18 protein-coding genes and 1 riboswitch are annotated in these 17,757 nt (G+C 68.8%); of the genes, 4 read left to right on the top strand and 14 right to left on the bottom strand.

The features are described from left to right. The first annotated feature begins 130 nt into the window (after nucleotides 1-130). Entirely contained in the window at nucleotides 131-2,743 is a 2,613-nt protein-coding gene (locus tag ACQ5DX_RS10835) for a LuxR C-terminal-related transcriptional regulator (RefSeq protein WP_430332628.1), read from the top strand. 96 nt (nucleotides 2,744-2,839) lie between these two features. Here the strand turns inward: ACQ5DX_RS10835 and ACQ5DX_RS10840 are convergent, their stop codons facing one another. From ACQ5DX_RS10840 to ACQ5DX_RS10905, 14 genes are all read right to left on the bottom strand, one after another. Next, nucleotides 2,840-3,280, bottom strand: coding sequence for a hypothetical protein (locus ACQ5DX_RS10840; protein ID WP_430332629.1), 441 nt, complete (start codon nucleotides 3,278-3,280; stop codon nucleotides 2,840-2,842). Between the two features lie 36 nt (nucleotides 3,281-3,316). Continuing rightward, entirely contained in the window at nucleotides 3,317-4,156 is an 840-nt protein-coding gene (locus tag ACQ5DX_RS10845; protein WP_430332630.1) for a class I SAM-dependent methyltransferase, read from the bottom strand. 256 nt (nucleotides 4,157-4,412) lie between these two features. Next, on the bottom strand, nucleotides 4,413-7,256 hold the full coding sequence (gene gcvP, locus ACQ5DX_RS10850; protein WP_430335620.1) for an aminomethyl-transferring glycine dehydrogenase: 2,844 nt from the start codon (nucleotides 7,254-7,256) through the stop codon (nucleotides 4,413-4,415). A 201-nt stretch (nucleotides 7,257-7,457) separates the two neighbouring features. After that, nucleotides 7,458-7,562, bottom strand: a riboswitch (glycine riboswitch). A gap of 53 nt (nucleotides 7,563-7,615) precedes the next feature. After that, complete coding sequence (locus ACQ5DX_RS10855; RefSeq protein ID WP_430332631.1) at nucleotides 7,616-8,233, bottom strand: MerR family transcriptional regulator; 618 nt, start codon at nucleotides 8,231-8,233, stop codon at nucleotides 7,616-7,618. Nucleotides 8,234-8,467: 234 nt separating this feature from the next. Next, nucleotides 8,468-8,941: a bifunctional nuclease family protein gene (locus ACQ5DX_RS10860; protein ID WP_348605439.1), complete on the bottom strand. Its 474-nt coding sequence runs from the start codon at nucleotides 8,939-8,941 to the stop codon at nucleotides 8,468-8,470. Between the two features lie 98 nt (nucleotides 8,942-9,039). Beyond that, on the bottom strand, nucleotides 9,040-9,777 hold the full coding sequence (locus ACQ5DX_RS10865) for a MerR family transcriptional regulator (protein ID WP_430332632.1): 738 nt from the start codon (nucleotides 9,775-9,777) through the stop codon (nucleotides 9,040-9,042). After that, on the bottom strand, nucleotides 9,774-10,271 hold the full coding sequence (gene odhI / locus ACQ5DX_RS10870) for an oxoglutarate dehydrogenase inhibitor Odhl (RefSeq protein ID WP_430332633.1): 498 nt from the start codon (nucleotides 10,269-10,271) through the stop codon (nucleotides 9,774-9,776). Before odhI ends, ACQ5DX_RS10865 begins: the two co-directional genes overlap by 4 nt. Nucleotides 10,272-10,482: 211 nt before the next feature. Then, nucleotides 10,483-10,887: a glycine cleavage system protein GcvH gene (gcvH, locus tag ACQ5DX_RS10875; protein ID WP_430332634.1), complete on the bottom strand. Its 405-nt coding sequence runs from the start codon at nucleotides 10,885-10,887 to the stop codon at nucleotides 10,483-10,485. A 42-nt stretch (nucleotides 10,888-10,929) separates the two neighbouring features. After that, on the bottom strand, nucleotides 10,930-11,724 hold the full coding sequence (locus ACQ5DX_RS10880; protein WP_430335621.1) for a DUF881 domain-containing protein: 795 nt from the start codon (nucleotides 11,722-11,724) through the stop codon (nucleotides 10,930-10,932). Nucleotides 11,725-11,738: 14 nt separating this feature from the next. Continuing rightward, complete coding sequence (locus ACQ5DX_RS10885) at nucleotides 11,739-12,098, bottom strand: small basic family protein (protein ID WP_280763927.1); 360 nt, start codon at nucleotides 12,096-12,098, stop codon at nucleotides 11,739-11,741. After that, nucleotides 12,095-12,901, bottom strand: coding sequence for a DUF881 domain-containing protein (locus ACQ5DX_RS10890; RefSeq protein WP_430335622.1), 807 nt, complete (start codon nucleotides 12,899-12,901; stop codon nucleotides 12,095-12,097). The genes ACQ5DX_RS10885 and ACQ5DX_RS10890 overlap by 4 nt, the downstream gene beginning before the upstream one ends. A 56-nt stretch (nucleotides 12,902-12,957) precedes the next feature. Next, nucleotides 12,958-13,581, bottom strand: coding sequence for a CDP-alcohol phosphatidyltransferase family protein (locus ACQ5DX_RS10895; protein ID WP_430332635.1), 624 nt, complete (start codon nucleotides 13,579-13,581; stop codon nucleotides 12,958-12,960). A 106-nt stretch (nucleotides 13,582-13,687) separates the two neighbouring features. After that, a complete protein-coding gene (locus ACQ5DX_RS10900) occupies nucleotides 13,688-14,731 on the bottom strand; it encodes an SMP-30/gluconolactonase/LRE family protein (RefSeq protein WP_430332636.1) in 1,044 nt (347 codons plus the stop codon). 42 nt (nucleotides 14,732-14,773) lie between these two features. Continuing rightward, nucleotides 14,774-15,391, bottom strand: a complete 618-nt coding sequence (locus tag ACQ5DX_RS10905; protein ID WP_430332637.1) for an NUDIX hydrolase — start codon at nucleotides 15,389-15,391, stop codon at nucleotides 14,774-14,776. Nucleotides 15,392-15,507: 116 nt separating this feature from the next. On the opposite strand from ACQ5DX_RS10905, the gene ACQ5DX_RS10910 reads away from it, so the two are divergent. Genes ACQ5DX_RS10910 through ACQ5DX_RS10920 form a run of 3 tightly spaced genes read left to right on the top strand, consistent with a single transcriptional unit; the run spans nucleotide 15,508 to nucleotide 17,755 of the window. Further along, nucleotides 15,508-16,740: a hypothetical protein gene (locus ACQ5DX_RS10910; RefSeq protein ID WP_430335623.1), complete on the top strand. Its 1,233-nt coding sequence runs from the start codon at nucleotides 15,508-15,510 to the stop codon at nucleotides 16,738-16,740. After that, the gene (locus ACQ5DX_RS10915) at nucleotides 16,740-17,204 is read left to right on the top strand and encodes a GyrI-like domain-containing protein (RefSeq protein ID WP_430332638.1); all 465 of its coding nucleotides are present in this window, start codon (nucleotides 16,740-16,742) and stop codon (nucleotides 17,202-17,204) included. Before ACQ5DX_RS10910 ends, ACQ5DX_RS10915 begins: the two co-directional genes overlap by 1 nt. A gap of 56 nt (nucleotides 17,205-17,260) precedes the next feature. Continuing rightward, complete coding sequence (locus ACQ5DX_RS10920; RefSeq protein ID WP_430332639.1) at nucleotides 17,261-17,755, top strand: DUF732 domain-containing protein; 495 nt, start codon at nucleotides 17,261-17,263, stop codon at nucleotides 17,753-17,755. Nucleotides 17,756-17,757: the final 2 nt, after the last annotated feature.

The raw sequence follows: 17,757 nt of genomic DNA on the forward strand, positions 1-17,757 counted from the left end.
TCGTCCGAAGGCGCATAGCACGGTGAGGCAAAACCGACCGGCCGTTTGCCTTGTCCGATCCGCCCTGCTTGGATCGAACTGTTCGACCTTTTGACCATCCGAGCATGCGACCGGGACCCGAAGGACGGCGATGATCGAGCCTCGAGGCGGCCACCATTCCCGCGGTACCCGGCTACCTTCACGGCTGTCGGCGCGGCTCGGACGCAGCACGCCGCTCACCGTCGTCCGGGCACCCCACGGTTTCGGCAAGTCCGCACTCGCGGCGGCCTGGGCACTGTCCGCAGCCGACGCCGACCGAACCGGCGTCCTCGTGTCGCGGCCAGTCCCCGGAATCGGATCCGAGCAGTTCTGGCAGCACACCGCTGCGCACCTCGTCGCGGCCGGTGTGCTCGACGCCGAGCACCGCGCCGGCGGCTGGACGTACCCCGCCATCCGCGACGCGCTGGTGCGGACCGGCCGGCCCGTCAGACTCGCGCTCGATCGGGTCGATCTGGCCGCAGACCCCGAACTCGAGAAGCAGGTGCTCGAACTCGTCGACGACTGCGATTCTGTCGACGTCGTCGCGACCGTCGTCGGCCGATCGACGTTCGGCGACCCGCTCGCCCTGGGACCGACGCACGACGTCCTGTGCGGTGACGACCTACTGCTGACGCTCGACGACCTCGGCGAGGTGTTCGCAACCGACGGTGCCGAGCTCGACAACGACACGCAACTCACCGACGACCAGATCCACCTCGTCCACCGGCTGACCGGCGGCATGCACTCGCTCGTCGCCATCGCGCGCGAGATCGCCGGACACCTCACCGACCCGGAGGTCCGTCCGCGGCTGCTGGAACCCCGGCTCACCCAGGCGATCTCCCAGTACGTGCGCACGACGCTCCTCGACGCGCCGGATGTCACCCCGCACCGAGGATTCCTCGTCGACACCGCCACAGCGCACACCGTGACGGTCGAGACGGCACGCTTCCTCGGCGCCTCGGAGGACCCGGCCGGGCACCTGGAGGCCCTCGAGGCGACCGGTGTCGCGGACCGCCGCGAGACCGACCGCGGGCCGGAATGGCAGGTCCCGACCGCCGTGCGGCGAGAACTCCGCACGATCCAACGCGAGGACGGGATGGATCCGTCCGCCAGGTCCACACGGCTGGCACTGCGTCAGCGCGACCGGGCGGATTTCGCTGCCGCGGTTCTCTGCGCGACCGAGGCCCAGAACTGGCCCCTGGCGGTCGATCTCGTCGAAGAACACTGGCTCGCACTGATCGGCACCCACCTCGACCTGCTCCGCGACATGCTGTCGCAGCTTCCGGAGGAATTCCTCGACGCCCATCCGGGGTTTCGCGAGGGTCGGGAACTCGCGGTCGGACTCGGCGGCGATGCCCGGCCCGGCGGATCTCTCTCACTCGATCCGGACGAACTGCGACTCCTGGGCTCCGTAGAGAACGTCGGACTGACGATCGGCGTCCTCTCACATCGGACGTTGATGCAGCGCCTCGCCGGCCGGTACGAGACCGCGGCCGACTCGACCCGCCGCCTCTGCCGCGCGGTGGACGAGCTTCTCGAAGCCCACCCCGACGACCTGGCCGACTTCCTGCCCTTTCTGCGGATGCAGTGGGGCCTCACGTTCCAACTGGCCGGCGACTTCTCCGAATCGAGCGAGATGTTGCGACTGGCCTACCTTCTCGGCAGCGCTCGGGGCCTCGACTACATCTCCCGCAATGCTGCCGGGAATTCCGCGCTCAACTGGGCGCTGGCGGGCGAACCCGGACGGGTCCACGAATGGCTCGAGCGCGAACTCGCGCACCCCCCGACCGAAGACGCGGTGGAATCACTGATCGAGATCGGCGGGCTCACCGCCAGGGCGCTCACCGCACTCGATCGACTCGACGTGGTCGCGGCGGCGACTGCCCTCGGTCAGCTCGACGAACTTCCGGTGGTCGCCGAGCTGTGGCCCTTCGTCGTCTACGCCCGTTGCCGCCACGCCGTCGCGGCCGGTGAACCCTCTCGCGCGCTCGAGGCTCTGGCCTTGTTCACCGAGGAGTGGGAGCGTGCGGAGGGCAACTTCGTACGTTCCCTTCTGACGGCAGCGGAAATCGAGGCTCACCTCGCTGACGGAAACGGCAGTCGCGCCTATCTCCTCGCAACACGAGCTCCCGGCGATCACCCGTGGTCGGTCGTAGCCGCCGCCCGCACCCACCTGATCACCGGCAATTACCACGCCGCAATCAACACCGCTCGCCGGTACGACTGGTTCGCCACCCCCTACACCCGGTCGCATCTCGAGGCCCTCGTCATCGAATCGGCCGCCCAGCACGCACTCGGCCGGAGCGACCGCGCAGCCCAGCTGTGGCGGCGTGTGTGCGAACTTGCCGACCGCACCCAGATCCTGGCGGCGTTTGCCGGCATTCAACGCGAGCTCGTGATTGCTCTCGATGCGTCCGTGGCCGTACCTTCCACGTCGGTCGACGGCTTTCTGGCTACGGACGTCGCCGACCATTATCCGCAGTCGCTCAGCCACCCCGAGCTGACCGACCGCGAGAAGGCCGTCCTCGACGGGCTCGCCGACGGACACACCGCATCCGCCATCGCCGACGCATTGTTCGTCTCGCTGTCCACCGTCAAATCCCACCGGACCAGCCTCTACCGCAAGCTCGGCGCCCACTCCCGGCGCGATGCCGTCGCTATCGCCCGCGAGTTCGGCCTCCTCCCTGTCAGGGCTTCTGGCGACGGGCAACGTCGGAAACGGTAGATATTTCGACGAGCCGCTTGCTCTTTGTTCCGATATTCCGAGGATTCCGTCCCCTACTGACTTCTGCACGCGGTCCACCCCGGCGGCTCCGAACTGTCAGGCCGACGGACAGAGAACGCGCCGGGCCTGATCCCAGAACGGGAACAGCTGCGGACTCGACGCCTCCGGATGATCGATGCGCGCCTGCTCGGAGAACTCCAGGAACGTCTCCCCCGGCACGCTGGACGTCTCGCACGCCTCGAGTCCCAGCTTCGCGGCCTCCGGGCGGCTCACCCCCCTACCCCACGGCCCGAGGTCCGTCGCCCCGAAGACCTCGAGATGCCCACCCCATCGGTCGAAGGCAAGCTGCAGATCGAAGGTGCACCCGCCGGGAAACAGCTCCGCGCAGGTGACCGTCCGGCCGTCGAAGGGGACCGCCCGCTGCTCCAACGAGCGAGTTGCGTTCGTGCTGGACACATCCGACATCGCCCGAACGACGAGGACGCCACCGCCGAACATCGCCGCGACGATCAACACCGCAACCAGAATGCGCGACACGCCCTCCCCCTTTCGTCCGGCCGCGATGCGGCAGCGCTAAGGGCGCTGTGCGAGCGTCAACCTGATGCCGTGATGCGACGTGATGCGCCCCTCGTCGTCCCGCCAATCCTCGAGACGCTCGAACACCTGGCTCCGCACCTCGTCGAGTTCGTCGGCCGGAATCGAGTCCCACATCAACCGTTGTCCGTGGGACCGGGTCCACGCGTACCACTGGTCGGCGTCGTCGAACCGGAGCGCGAGATCGAAAACGGCCGACCGGGCGTCGACCAGGCCGGCGGAGCGCATCAGCCCCTCGACTGCGGCGTCGGATCCGAACGAACCGTTCGGATCCCGGGGATCGACGGTGAAGAACTGCTTGTCTCGGTACCGCGCGAACAGGTCCTCCATCTGCTCCCACCGTGGATCCCACGCGCTGAATGTCGACACGCCGACGGTCCCCCGCGGCACGAGTAGCGACCGCCATCGCGTCAGAGCCGCGGCCGGATCCGGCAGGAAGAAGATCATGAAGGATGCCGTTATCGCGTCGAACGTGCCTTGCGGGAGTACGGGATCCATCGCGTCCATGACCTGCACATGCACGTTCCCGAGCCCCCGCGCTCTCGCTTCGTGCGCCGTCGTCGCGACCATTTTCGGCGACAGGTCGATGCCCGTCACCTCCCCCGTCGGCCCGACCGCGGCAGCCAGACGGAACAGCACCGCCCCGCGGCCGCATCCGATGTCCAGCACCCTCGAGCCGGGTTTCGGACCTACCGCCGCCACCAGGCGTTCGGCGATGGGCCCGAAGAAGGAGACGCCGACGTTGTCGTAGCTGTCGACCACGAGATCGAACAGATCGGCGATCATCTCGGACCGTCTGGCGTCCGGTACCTCGACCATCCATCGATCATCTGCCCGGCTGTTCACGGTCGTCAACGACGATTTCGTATCGGCCGCCCACCGAGTAGATGACTTTCGAGACCCGGTGGCGTCGGAACGTGCGGTACGTCGGAAGTGGTCGGGTCGGCGCGCCGGATTGGCCTAGATTCGGTAATTCCATTGGTTCCGTCTCGTACCGACTTCCGCCCAAGTCTGTCGTCGGAACGACTGCGGCCCCGGACACTCGACGTGAGTGCCCGGGGCCGCAGACTGCGAATCAGCTGGTGAACGCCTCGATCGGCGGGCACGAGCAGATAAGGTTGCGGTCACCGTGCGCACCGTCGATGCGGCGAACGGCCGGCCACACCTTCGGCCGACCCTTGCCCCGCGGGTAGACCGCGATCTCCCGTGAGTACGGGTGATTCCATTCGGAAACGAGGCATTCCGCGGTGTGCGGGGCGCCGCGCAGCGGGTTGTCGTCGACCGGCCACTCCCCTGCCCCGACGCGGTCGATCTCCTTACGGATCGCGATCATCGCGTCGCAGAACTCGTCGATCTCGTCGAGGTTCTCGCTCTCGGTCGGCTCCACCATCAGGGTGCCGGCCACCGGGAAGCTCATCGTCGGGGCGTGGAACCCGTAATCGGCGAGACGCTTGGCGACGTCGTCGACCGTCACACCGGTCTCCTTGGTGATCGGCCGCAGGTCGAGGATGCACTCGTGCGCGACCATGCCGTTCTCGCCCGTGTAGAGCACCGGGAAATACTCGTCGAGGCGCCGCGCGATGTAGTTGGCCGACGCGATCGCCGTCAGCGACGCGCGGCGCAGGCCCTGTGCGCCCATCATCTTGATGTACGTCCAGGTGATCGGAAGGATCGAGGCGCTACCGTAAGGCGCCGCGGACACCGGCCCCGCGCCACCGAGTTCGGGGGCCATCGGATGGCCCGGCAGGAACGGGGCGAGGTGTGAACGCACGCCGATCGGGCCGACGCCCGGTCCGCCACCGCCGTGCGGGATGCAGAACGTCTTGTGCAGGTTCAGGTGGCTCACGTCGCCGCCGAAGCGGCCCGGACGGGCGAGACCGACGAGCGCATTGAGGTTCGCACCGTCGACGTACACCTGGCCGCCGGCGTCGTGCACGGCCGCGCAGATCTCCCCGACCTCCTCCTCGTACACGCCGTGCGTGGACGGGTAGGTGATCATGATCGCGGCAAGACGTTCGGCGTGATCGGCGATCTTGGCGCGCAGGTCGTCCAGGTCGACGTCGCCGTTCTCGCGGCACGCAACCACCTCGACGCGCATGCCGGCCATCACCGCCGACGCGGCGTTGGTGCCGTGCGCGCTCGACGGGATCAGACAGGTGTCGCGGTGGTCGTCACCGCGGCTCAGATGGTAGTTGCGGATCGCCAGCAGGCCCGCGTACTCGCCCTGGCTGCCGGCGTTGGGCTGCAGGCTCACCGCGTCGTAGCCGGTGATCGCGACCAGCCAGTCCTCCAGATCCGAGATCACCTTCAGCATGCCGGGGACGTCCGTCATCGGAGCGAAGGGATGCAGCTTCGAGAAGCCGGGCCACGTGATGGGTTCCATCTCGGCGGTCGCGTTGAGCTTCATCGTGCATGAGCCCAGCGGGATCATGCTGCGGTCGAGCGCGATGTCCTTGTCCGACAACGCGCGCAGGTAACGCAGCATCGCGGTCTCGGTGCGGTACTTCGTGAACGACTCGTGCTGCAGGTACACACTGGTGCGGTCGCCGAACGGCGCCGCCGTGTACGCGATCGCGGCACCGGTCGGCAGCCCGAACGCCGCCAGCACCGACGCCACGTGCGCCGCGGTGGTCGCCTCGTCGCACGCGATGCCGACGTGGTCGCCGTCGACCGGTCGCAGGTTGATGCCCCACGCCTTCGCCTGCGCGACGACGTCCGCAGCGCGGCCCGGCACCCGGGCGAGGACGGTGTCGAAGAAGTTGTCGTGAACGACCTCGACCCCGGTCGCACGCAGTCCTGCCGCGAGGCGTGCGGCGTGGTCGTGAACGCGCTGCGCGATGGCCTTCAGTCCCTCGGCGCCGTGGTAGCTCGCGTACATCGCGGCAACGACCGCGAGAAGCACCTGCGCGGTGCAGATGTTGCTGGTCGCCTTCTCGCGGCGGATGTGCTGCTCACGGGTCTGCAGCGCCAGCCGGTACGCCTTGTCGCCGTCGGCGTCCACCGAGATGCCGACGAGGCGGCCCGGGAGCTGACGGGCGTGCTTGCCGTGGACGGCGAGGTAGCCGGCGTGCGGACCGCCGAAGCCCATCGGGACGCCGAATCGCTGCGTGGTGCCGAAGCACGCGTCGGCACCCATCTCGCCGGGCGGGGTGAGCAGCGTCAGCGCGAGCAGGTCGGCGCCGACGGCAACCAACGCACCGCGTTCGTGCGCCGCATCGATCATCGCGGCGTGGTCGACGATCCGGCCGGACGCACCGGGCAGCTGCGCCAACACACCGAAGAACTCGCCGTCGGGCAGGCCCTGCGTGAGGTCGGCCTCGACGATCTCGATTCCGAGCGGTTCGGCACGGGTGACCACGATGGCGCGGGTCTGCGGGAACAGGTCGGTGTCGAGCACGAAGCGCGGCGACTTGCTGCGCGACGCGCGCCGCAACAGCGTCATCGCCTCGGCCGCGGCGGTGCCCTCGTCGAGCATCGACGAGTTCGCGATCTCCATTCCGGTCAGGTCACCGACCATGGTCTGGAAGTTCAGGAGGGCCTCGAGCCGGCCCTGGCTGATCTCCGGCTGGTACGGCGTGTATGCCGTGTACCAGGCCGGGTTCTCGAGAATGTTCCGGACGAGCACCGGCGGGGTGAGCGTGTCGTAGTAGCCTAGGCCGATCATCGAGGTGGCCGGCGTGTTCGACGCCGCCAACTCGGACAGTGCCGCAAGCGCGTCATGTTCGCCCAGCGGCGCGTCGAGCGCGTCCAGGCCTGCGGCGACGCCCTCCGTCGTGGGGTCGAGGATGCTCGCAGGCACCGCACGGGCCGCGAGTTCGTCGAGCGAGCCGACGCCGACGACGTCGAGAATCCGCGTCAGTTCGGCCGAGTCGGGACCGACGTGACGGTCGGCGAACGAATGGCTACGAGCGTCGATCAAGTGAACTCCCAGGCGGTTCGTCAGGTGCAGGATGCGCTCCACGAATGGAACGGTCCTCCCCCTCTGTCGCCTGCTCGGGATTCCCGAGCGCCTGAGAGATTCGGTCGCTGTGCTCGCCCCTGGACGTCCGAGACCTCCGTGGACGCTCACGCGCCTTTCCCCGTGGGCGGGTGGGTGCTCCCACCGCTTTCCAGAGGCGTCGGAGCCCGTACGGTCCTCGGTGCCTGAGAGATTGACGGGGAGGTGTTGCTCCTTCGGCGTCCGCGCAATCTACTGCCCTGCGCGGAACTCTCCCGTACGACGGCGACGCCCCGTCAGTCTATGCCACCTCGGGGCACCTGGACGAAAGCCCAGAACAGTCAGCCGGTCTTGCGGTCGCCGCGATTCCTGCGGCGGGACGCCAACTCGTCCTCGGGCCGCTCGGTGGCGTCGCCGCCGTCGGCTCGCTCGGCCGGGAAGTCGGCGATGGTGCCGGTCAGCTCGCGCATCGCACCGCTCACCGCGATGCCGAAGACACCCTGGCCGCCCTGCAGCAGGTCGACGACCTCCTCCGCGGAGGTGCACTCGTACACGGTGGTGCCGTCGGAGAAGAGGGTGATGCGGGCCAGGTCGCGCACACCGCGCTGACGGAGATGGTCGACGGCGACGCGGATGTTCTGCAGCGAGATGCCGGTGTCCAGCAGGCGCTTGACGATCTTGAGGACCAGGATGTCCTTGAATGAGTACAGCCGCTGGCTACCCGAACCGGCGGCGCCGCGGATCGAGGGCACGACGAGATTCGTGCGGGCCCAGTAGTCGAGCTGGCGGTACGTGATGCCCGCGATCTGGCAGGCACTCGGCACCCGGTAGCCGACGAGTTCGTCGGGAACGGAGTCGTCGGGGAACAACCCGGGCTGCATGTCCTCATCGATGCGCGGCGCCCCGACGGTCGTCTCGCCAGCGAGGTTCAACTCGTCCTGCTGCGGCCGATCTCCCACGGACTACTCCCTCTCGCGTGTTCAGCGGTGACCCGCGGGGATGGGGATATCCGCTTCCCCGCTACCTGCAAGTCACCCACTCGTGACATCGAGTAAACCCGAACGGTGGATCCACTCAGGGTACGCCCTGGACATTCAGCGTGGCGGGCGTTCAGACCGAGACGGTATGACCCCGACGCTGCGGGGTCAACGCGACACACCCAAGTCTCAACCTCAACTTCAGGTTTAGCTTTCTCAGCCGTCCGTCGCCTTGAAATCGTCCGGCGAAACCGACTCGAGAAACTCCTTGAACTTCTCGACCTCGTCCTCACGCTCGTCGGGCATCACCAGGCCCGCCTCGGCAAGGACTGCCTCCTCGACGAAGATCGGAACACCTATCCGCAGGGCGATCGCGACCGAGTCCGACGGCCGCGCGGAGACCCGCACGTCGCCCTCGAACACCAGGTCCGCATAGAAGGTGCCGGCCTGAAGATCCACGATCCGCACCTCGCGCAGGGTGTGCCCGAATGCCTCGAGCAGGTCCTTGATGAGGTCGTGCGTGAGCGGACGGGCGGGTTCGACGCCCTGCTGCTCCAACGCGATCGCGGTGGCCTCGGTCTGCCCGATCCAGATCGGCAGGTAGCGATCCCCATTGCTCTCACGCAGAAGCAACACCGGCTGGTTCTGCGGCTGTTCGACACGGATTCCGATCACACGCATCTCACTCATCGCGTCCTCCACCTCGTACCGGTGACCGGGTCCACCTCGGACGGCGAACGAGTCCCGTTTGACGTACTCCCCGATTCTATTCGTTCCCGCAGCGGCCGTCAGCGATCGAGCGCCCCGCGCACCGCCGCCTTGACGAGACAGGTGTGAAGCGTCAGCGACAGTGCCGCCAGTTCGCGGACCATCTCCTCGGCACGGTCCCGGGCACCGGCATCGCGCCCCTTCGCGACCGGGCCGGCGATCTGCGCGACCAGACTGGCCTCGCGGTCCGCGGCCAGCTTGAATGCCCGCAGGTGACGGACCTCGAGCCCGAACTGCGACATCGCCTTCGCGGTCCGCGCGAGCGTCACCGCGTCCTCGTCGAAGAATCCGGCCGGTCCGGGGACGACCAGTCCGCTCCGGAGCAGTTCGTTCAGGAAGCGGTCGTCGATTTCGGAGCGGCTGAGCAGATCGTCGCGGCTGACCCGCACCTCACGATCGGTGCGAAACTCCTCCGGCGACACCTCGCCGGGCGCGACCGCGAGCGTGCGGGGGCGCCGCGGAATCGAATCCACGGCGCCCACCGTCGCCACACCCTTGTCGATCGCCTCGAGCTGCTCCTTGATGACCTTGAGCGGCAGGTACTGATCCCGCTGTGCCGTCAGGACGTAACGCAGACGTTCGACGTCCGCGATCGAGAACCGCCGATATCCGGACGGAGTCCGCTCGGGGCTGATCAGCCCCTCCGACTCCAGGAACCGGATCTTGGAGATCGTCACGTCCGGAAACTCCGGGCGCAGCCGGTCGAGCACCGTCCCGATGGACATGCCCGTGGCGGCCTCCTGCCGAACGGCCGTCATTGGTTGCCCGCACCAGCCGCGGACTCACCGATCTGCGAACCACCGGCGTTTCCGCGCGGCCCGGTCAGGAACACGAGGCGGAACTTGCCGATCTGCACCTCGTCCCCGTTCGCCAGCACCGCGGAGTCCACCGGTTCCCGGTTGACGTAGGTGCCGTTGAGGCTGCCCACGTCGACCACCTGGAACTCGTCGTCGTCCTGACGGAACTCCGCATGCCGCCGGCTCACCGTGACGTCGTCCAGGAAGATGTCACTGTCGGGATGACGACCGGCGGACGTGGTCGGCTGGTCGAGCAGGAAGCGCGAGCCCGCGTTCGGGCCCCTTTTGACGACGAGCAACGCGGACCCGGCGGGCAGACCCTCGACCCCGGAGACGGGAGCCTCGGCCGTCTGCGCCGTCGAACTGTCCATCTCGTTGAGAAAATCCGCACGGAAAACCGATGTGGTCTCGGCCGGCGTCTCTCCGTAAACCGCATCGTTGCCGTTCTCGCTCACCGTTTCTCCTCCTCAGTCCGATTACCCGGGAACCCTCGCGGAGCCCCAGGGGCACGCGGTACAACTCGGCCCAGACGAATCTCGGCCACGATCACATTCCGATGCGGATATGCATACCGACACGGCACTGCGCTCACCTCGACCGTACCCTGAGAGTGGCGGTGCGTGTAGGTGGACAGGCCGTGTGAATACCCGCTGAACCGACGGAAAATCAGCTTCCGGAAACCGCGAGGTATGCGTCCGCATCCATGGTTCCGGCGAGCGCCTCGTCGAGCGCCGACTCGCTGTCGACCTCGAGGTCGACGAGCCATCCGCCGCCGTAGGGCTCGCTGTTCACCAGCTCCGGGCTGCCGTCCAGATCTGCATTGACCGCAACGACTTTCGCGGTGAGCGGAGCGAAGATGTCGGACACGCTCTTGGTCGACTCCACCTCACCGAACGAATCGCCGGCCGTCACGTCCTCGCCCTCCGCGGGAAGCTGCACGAAGACGACGTCGCCGAGCTGCGACTGCGCGAAATCGGTGATGCCCACACGAACCGTCGTCGGACCGGTGCGCCGCACCCACTCGTGCTCCGCGGTGTAGCGCAGATCGGCAGGCGTAGCGAGCTCACTCACGGTGGCTTCCTTTCGGGGACGATCCGACGAGCGGATCGAAGATCAGTTTCCGGGTTGAGCGTATTGGCGCGGTTTGATCTCCCGCAAGGCGGCGACCGTGACCTGCGGGGATTGCTCGATCCGGAGCTGTCCTCCGCTGCGTGCGACGGTGTCGACGACGCCGCCGGGGATGTTCAGCGCGGCCGCGAGCGTCGGCGGATCGCCGATTGCGACCACCCGGAACGGGGCCGCGACCTTCCGCCCGTCGATGGTGACGTTGCCGCCGCCCCCGCTCACCCACGAGTCGACCCCGATCCGGATCGGATCCGTTCCGGAGCCGCTGATCTCGATCGCCTCGGCGCCCGCGGCCCGCAGTTCCTGGATGAGGTCGAGCAGGACCTCCGAGCCGACCGATCTGCCCGGGTCCTCGACAGTCAGCACGACGCCGGGACCGGTCGCCGCCACGGTCCCCACCTGGATCGACAGGGCCGCCAGCTTGGACTTTGCCTCGTCGAGTGCGGCGCTGGAACTGCCACCGCCGGCCTCGAGCTTCGACAGCGTCTGCTCCAGTCCGGCGATCTCCTGCCGCAGCGCGGCCTCGCGCTGGTTCAGGTTGCCCAGGACGGCCAACAGGTCGGCGGGGCGCGCCGAGTCGAGGTTGTCGCCCGATCCGGTGCTGCTGACCTGGGTCACGATCGCGACACCGAGCGCCACCATCAGCAGCACGGCGAGCAGTCCGAACCCGAACCGGGCGCGGGTGCGAGTGGGCGCCGACGCGGGCATCTCGTGTCGGCCCTCGCTGCGTGGTCCCGCGGTGCCGTCGGCGCCCCCTTCGGGCTGCTGTGCGGTGTCCTGCATCTCCTCCATGCTCGTCACGCTCCGAACAGGCGTCGGCGCAGGGCTGCGGCGTTGCCGAAGATCCGGATTCCGAGCACGACGATGATCGCGGTGGACAGCTGGGTGCCGACACCGAGTTGATCACCGAGCCACACGATCAGCGCGGCGACGAGGACGTTGAACACGAACGAGACGACGAAGACCTTCGAGTCGAAGATCTCGTCGAGGTAGGCGCGCAGGCCACCGAACACGGCGTCGAGGGCCGCGACCACCGCGATCGGCAGATAGGGCTGGACGGCGTCGGGCACCTGTGGGCTGAACACGATTCCGACCACGATGCCTGCGACGAGCGCGAGCACTCCGTAGAGCGCGTATCCGCCTTTGACGGTCTTCACGGTGCCCCCGTTTCCTGTGCGAACCTCGATTCACGACCTGCCGCGGGCGGTAGCCGCAGGTCGTCGGACTCGGCGACAGTGAATCCCACGCCGTACAACTGTTGGACGGTCGACATCCGCAGGTATGCGTCGCTCACGACGAATCCGGTCTGCAGTTTCGCGGGCGGCCCGATCGCGGATACCCGGTACGGCGACGGCACCGGCTGGTTGTCGACGAGCATCGCCCCGCCGGCCTGCCGGATGGTGACCGCCGGCCCGACGCGGACGTCCCCGACCGCGACCGCCTCGGCGCCGCTCGCCCACAGCGCGTTCACGACGGACTGCAGGTCGCGGTCCAGGACGCCGGCCTGCGGCGATCCCGGTGTCCGCTGCGACGAGTCGGACAGGTCCGGACGAGCGGCCGGATCGGTGAGGGTCACGACCAGTCCGGGGCCGTGTACCGGTTCGCTCGCGGCGGCTGCCTCGAGGGTGTGCAGTTGGTCGAGCACCTTCGCACCCTCGGCGTCACCGGCCAGGACGCTCGCCCGCAGGTCGTCGACGCGGACGGTCAGGTCGGCGCGGTTCGAGGCGAGGTCGCGGCCGTGTTCCTCGGCTGCGCGAACCTTCGTCAGGATCTCGGCCCGGGTCGCGTCGGTGTCGCTCGCCGACGACGACGCCTGAGCGTACGCGACGCCGAACACCAGTCCGACCAGCGCCGCCCCCAGCGCGATCCAGGCACTCGCCCCGACCCGGGTCGGCTTCGCGTGGCCGAGTTCCCGGTCCTCGGCGGCCCCCGCGTAGCCGGGATCGAGGTGGTCGTTCATCAGCGACTTGAGGAGCGACGGAACGGGATTCCGTCGAACCTGCCGCGGCGTCCCCGTCACGGTCCACTCCGCGCGACGGTCGGCGGCACGGTGCGTGCGACGTCGACGGCCTTCGCGAGGTACAGCCCCCCGGTCCACACGTACAGGACGGTGCCCCAGATCAGCAGGGCGTAGCCCCACGCGTGCGCGAAGCCCGCGATGCCCCAGTCGCCCTGGGCGGCCAGCATCAGCGGCATCGCGAACATCAGCGCGAACGTCGCGGCCTTGCCGAGGTAGATGACCTCGGGCGGCGGGAGGCCGCGGCGACGGTAGATCGGCAACGTCAGGGCAAGGACGAGGTCACGGCCGATCAGGATCGCCGCGACCCACCACGGGATGATGTCGCGCAGCACGAACGCGATCAGCGTGGTGATCACGTACAACCGGTCGACGAAGGGGTCGAGGAGCGCGCCCAGGCGCGACGTCTGGTTCAGGAGGCGGGCGAGCTTGCCGTCGGCCCAGTCCGTGAAGCCGCTGAGCATGAGGATCAGCAGCGCCCAGCCGTCCGCGTGCGGACCCAGCAGCAGGTAGAGGAACAGCGGTACACCGGCGAGTCGGACCATGCTGAGAAGGTTCGGGACGGTGAGGATCCGATCCGCGGCCTGCTCCGAGCCGGACTTCTTCTGTCCTACCGCGTCCACCGACAATCCTCTCGATTCCTGTCCCTTGTCGGTGGCAAGCCTTGCACATCAGGTGTCGCATTTCAGGAACCGGCTGTTCGGCCGTGACCGAGAACGGGCCGGTCGGTCAGCGACCGAGAACGCCCCGCGGCACCCGCGCGACCGATCCGGCGGTGAGGCTGCCGAGGTAGATCCAGTCGGGCGTCTCCCGCACCCCCGTCACCGGCGAGTAGCTGCCCTTTCCACCCTGCAGGCTGTGCGCGACGCGACCGTCGCCGTCGAGGCCGAGGATCCACGTCCGGTGCTCTGGGTCGGGTTGCACACGGCTGGGAAGGTTCGCGGCGATCACCCGCAGGTCGGGATACGGGCCCAGCTGGTCGAGCAGGCGCATGCGCGGGCTGTAGAGCGCGACCCAGAAGATTCCGTCCGCGGTCTGGGAGGTGACGTTGTCCGGGATCCCGGGCAGGTTGTCGGCCCACACCGACACCGTTCCGGCGCGGGGTCCGGTCAGTTCGACGCGGCGGATCCGGTACGAACCGGTCTCGGCCACGATCACGTACGACTCGTCGCTCGACAGCCCGACGCCGTTGGCGAACTGCAGCCCGTCCGCCAGCAGATCCATCTCGCCGGTGCGCGGGTCCAACCGCAGCAACCGTCCGGTACCGCTGTGTTCGAGCAGATCGAGCCGGTGGTCGTCGAGGGTGAACCGCGACGACGAGTCGGTGAAGTACACGATGCCGTCCCGCGCGACGGCGGAGTTGTTGCACAACAACAGCGGCCGCCCGAGTGCCGTGTCCGCCAGCACCTCCACCCGGCCGGTCTCGTCCACGCGCAGCACGCCGCGCCGGCTGTCGCACACGAGGAAGCGGCCGTCGGCCAGCACCTCGACCCCGAGTGGACGCCCCCCGGTGTGGGCGAGTTCGGTGGCGCGGCCGTCGGCGTCGAACCGCCACAGGCGCCCGTCGTCGCCGCCGGTGATCACCCGCCCGTCGCAGTCGACGGCGACGTCCTCGGGTCCGCGACCGGTCGGCAGCTTCCACTGCCGCGCGCCGTCGAGTTCCCGGCTCGGCGCGAACAACCCCTTTTCGGCCGGAGCCCGCGGGGGCTGCCACGCAACCGGTTCGACACCGGTGCGGTCGACGGCGCGGAGGACCGATCGCAGGATGCTCACAGCGCTGACGCTAGTCCCGCGTGTCGACCTGCACCCCGGGTTTCACCGCCACGCGAAGCTCGGCTGCGCCAGTCCGTCGACGCGGGTGGGCCGCCCGTGCAGGACGACCTCGCAGAACTGGTGGATCACCGCCCCCGTCGGCGCGTGGATGTGCTCACCGCGGAAGGGCCAGCACGCAACGGGTTCGGGCGATCCGGGAATCTCGGTGAACTCGGTCGGCACGTCGAGTTCGTCGAGCGGCACCGCGAACACGTGGGCCACCTCGTCGGGGTTCGGCGTCAACTCGTCGACGGAGCGCTCGGACCACACCACGAACGGCGTCATGACGTAGCCCGACCGAGTCACGTAGTCGTCCAAGCGCCCCAGGACGCTCTCCGGACCGGCGGCGATGCCCAGTTCCTCGTGCAGCTCCCGCAAGGCCGCGTCGCGGGCCGTCTCGCCGTCGTCGAGGCGGCCGCCCGGCAGCGCGAACTGTCCGGCGTGGGCGCGCATCTTCGCCTGTCGCAGGGTCAACGGGAACACCGGGACGTCGCCCTCTCCCCGCATCACCGCGATCACGACCGCGGCCGCGCGCCGGTCCCCCAACGCCACCGTCCGGGCGTCGAAGGCACGCAACCTTGCCTCGAGGTCTGCACGAGTGAGCCTCGCCGCTTCCGTCATGTCGCCTCCTGCGCCCCGACCGTCGTTCGATCGATCGATCATGCCCCACCGCGGCGCCGGCCTCGTTATCGTGGGAGCCTGCGATTGGGGCCCAGATGCGCACGTCACCGCGATCGATCGTCCGTCGTCTCCTCGCCTGCGCCGTCGCCACGATCTGCGTGAGTCTCGGTCTCGTGACCACAGCCGATGCGGAGCCGGGTCCGGCGCCGTGCGCCTGGCGGTTCATGTCCGACGGCGACATCCTCAACGTCGCATTCCCGGACGAGAACGCGACCTACTGGGCGCTGCCGTACGCGCTCGGGCCGAACGACTCGATCGAGGTGTCCGGCACGTACCCAGCGGCACGGTACTTCTCCCTCAACACCTACGGCACCGACCTCGACACGACCGACACGCTGCGCGACGACCAGATCGTGCCCGACGCCGGCAGCGGCAATCCGTTCGCCGATCCGGGGGCACAGGCACTGCCACCCGATCGACGTCAGTGGCACGCGACGCTGGTGACCGGGCCGGCCAACCACGCACGCAACGAGATTCAGGCTCTGCGACCGGGCGGCGCCCCGGTCGGGTTCCTGATCATCCGTGTATACGTGCCGGACGACCCGGCCTCGCCGAGCGGCGCGGTTCCGCTCCCCGACATCGCCTACCGACTCGGTGGGGCGACGATGCCCGTTCAGCCGTGCTCGCAGCCGTTCGATCCGCGTGGCCTGCCCGGACCCGTCGCAGATGTGGGGCGGTCGGTCGTCGACCGCGCGATCGAGCGGGCGGCCTCGGGAGCCTTCCGTGCCGACACCCCCGAGGCCACGTTCGTGAATCCGGCGAGCACATCGGGCCTGTTCCCGAACGGCGACAACAAGTACATCGGCGCGGTGCTGACCTATCAGCCGGGCCGGATCGTGGTCGTGCGGGGCAAGGCGCCCGCCTTCCCGGACACACGTGCGGGCGTATCGCCGACCGAGGCCGGACAGCAGGTGCGCTACTGGTCGATGTGCCAGAACGACCTCGTCTCGCCGTACCCGGTGGTGGCGTGCGCGGGTGACTACCAGACGGCACTCGACGCCGACGGCCGGTACACGTACGTCGTGGCGGCACCGGAAGACGTTCCCGCGAACGTCGATCCGACCGTCACCGTGTTGCCGTGGGGGTCGACGGAGGTGCCGAAGAAACTGCTCATCCTGCGGAACATGCTGCCCACGGACGCGTTCTACCCGACGTCGATCCAGGCGTCGCAGGCGAGCGGCACCGATCCCGCGCTGACGATGGGCGACTACTACCCCGACGTCGTGTACTGCTCGGCCGCGACGTTCGGCGAGCGGGGGTACGCGGGGTGCTTCGAGGGCGCCCAGTGATGAGCTACGACATCCGGATTCGCGACCTGCCGCCGCGTCCGGCCGGGATCGTCCGCGGCGACGTCACCGTCGACGCGATCCCGTCGTTCCTGGGGCCGGCATTCGAGGCCGTGGCCCGCGCCGCGGCGGACCAGGGCATCGAGATCACCGGCCCGCCGTTCGGGCGGTTCCTCCCGCTGCCCGGCGGCCGCTGGAACATCGAGGCCGGGTTCCCGCTCGAGCGCACCCTCGTCGAGACCGGCCGCGCGGAGCCGGCGACGCTGCCGGCCGGACCGTGCGCCTGCACGGTGCATGCCGGCGGATACGACACCGTCGAGGAGGCCTATGTCGCTCTGACGCAGTGGATCACCGAGCACGGTTACGTGACGACGGGCGAACCCTGGGAGTGCTATCTCGATGCGCCCGACGTCGAGCGACCCCGAACCGAGGTGTTCATGCCCGTCGTGCGCCCGGAGTCGAACTGAGCCGACCGCCGACCCGGCAATGATCTTGTCGCCCTGGTAGGGCAAGATTTCGCATCGTGATTCGCTCGACCCGGCTCGGTCTCCTCGTCGCTGTCTCCGCCTCCCTCCTCGCCCTCACCGGGTGCAGCAGCACGCCCACGGACAGCGAACCCGTCGTCATCGCCCGGACGACACCGGATCCGACGACCCCGCACAGGGCGTCGGAGGTCCCGCGCCGCGTCACGACCGCGGCGGCGCCGGCGCCCGCCGAGGGCGTGATCGCCGAAACCCCGTCCGCCACCGCGCCCGACGTCAGCCGTTTCACCGAGCCGAGTGACACGCTCAACAGCGAGGACCTGCTGTTCCTGTCGTACATCACCGAATTCACGCTCATGGAGAAGCCCGAGAGCGACCAGATCCGGCTCGGCCTCGCGATGTGCAACTCGCTCTATCGCGGGCAGAGCAAACCCGACCTCACCGCCGAGTACCTCGGCGACGGCCGCTACACCCGGGCCGAGGTCGCCAATGTGCTGAGCGCCGCGACTGTCGCGTACTGCCCCGAGTTCGTCTGACG

It is taken from the genome of Rhodococcus sp. ACT016 (assembly GCF_050477185.1).
GTDB lineage: Bacteria > Actinomycetota > Actinomycetes > Mycobacteriales > Mycobacteriaceae > Prescottella.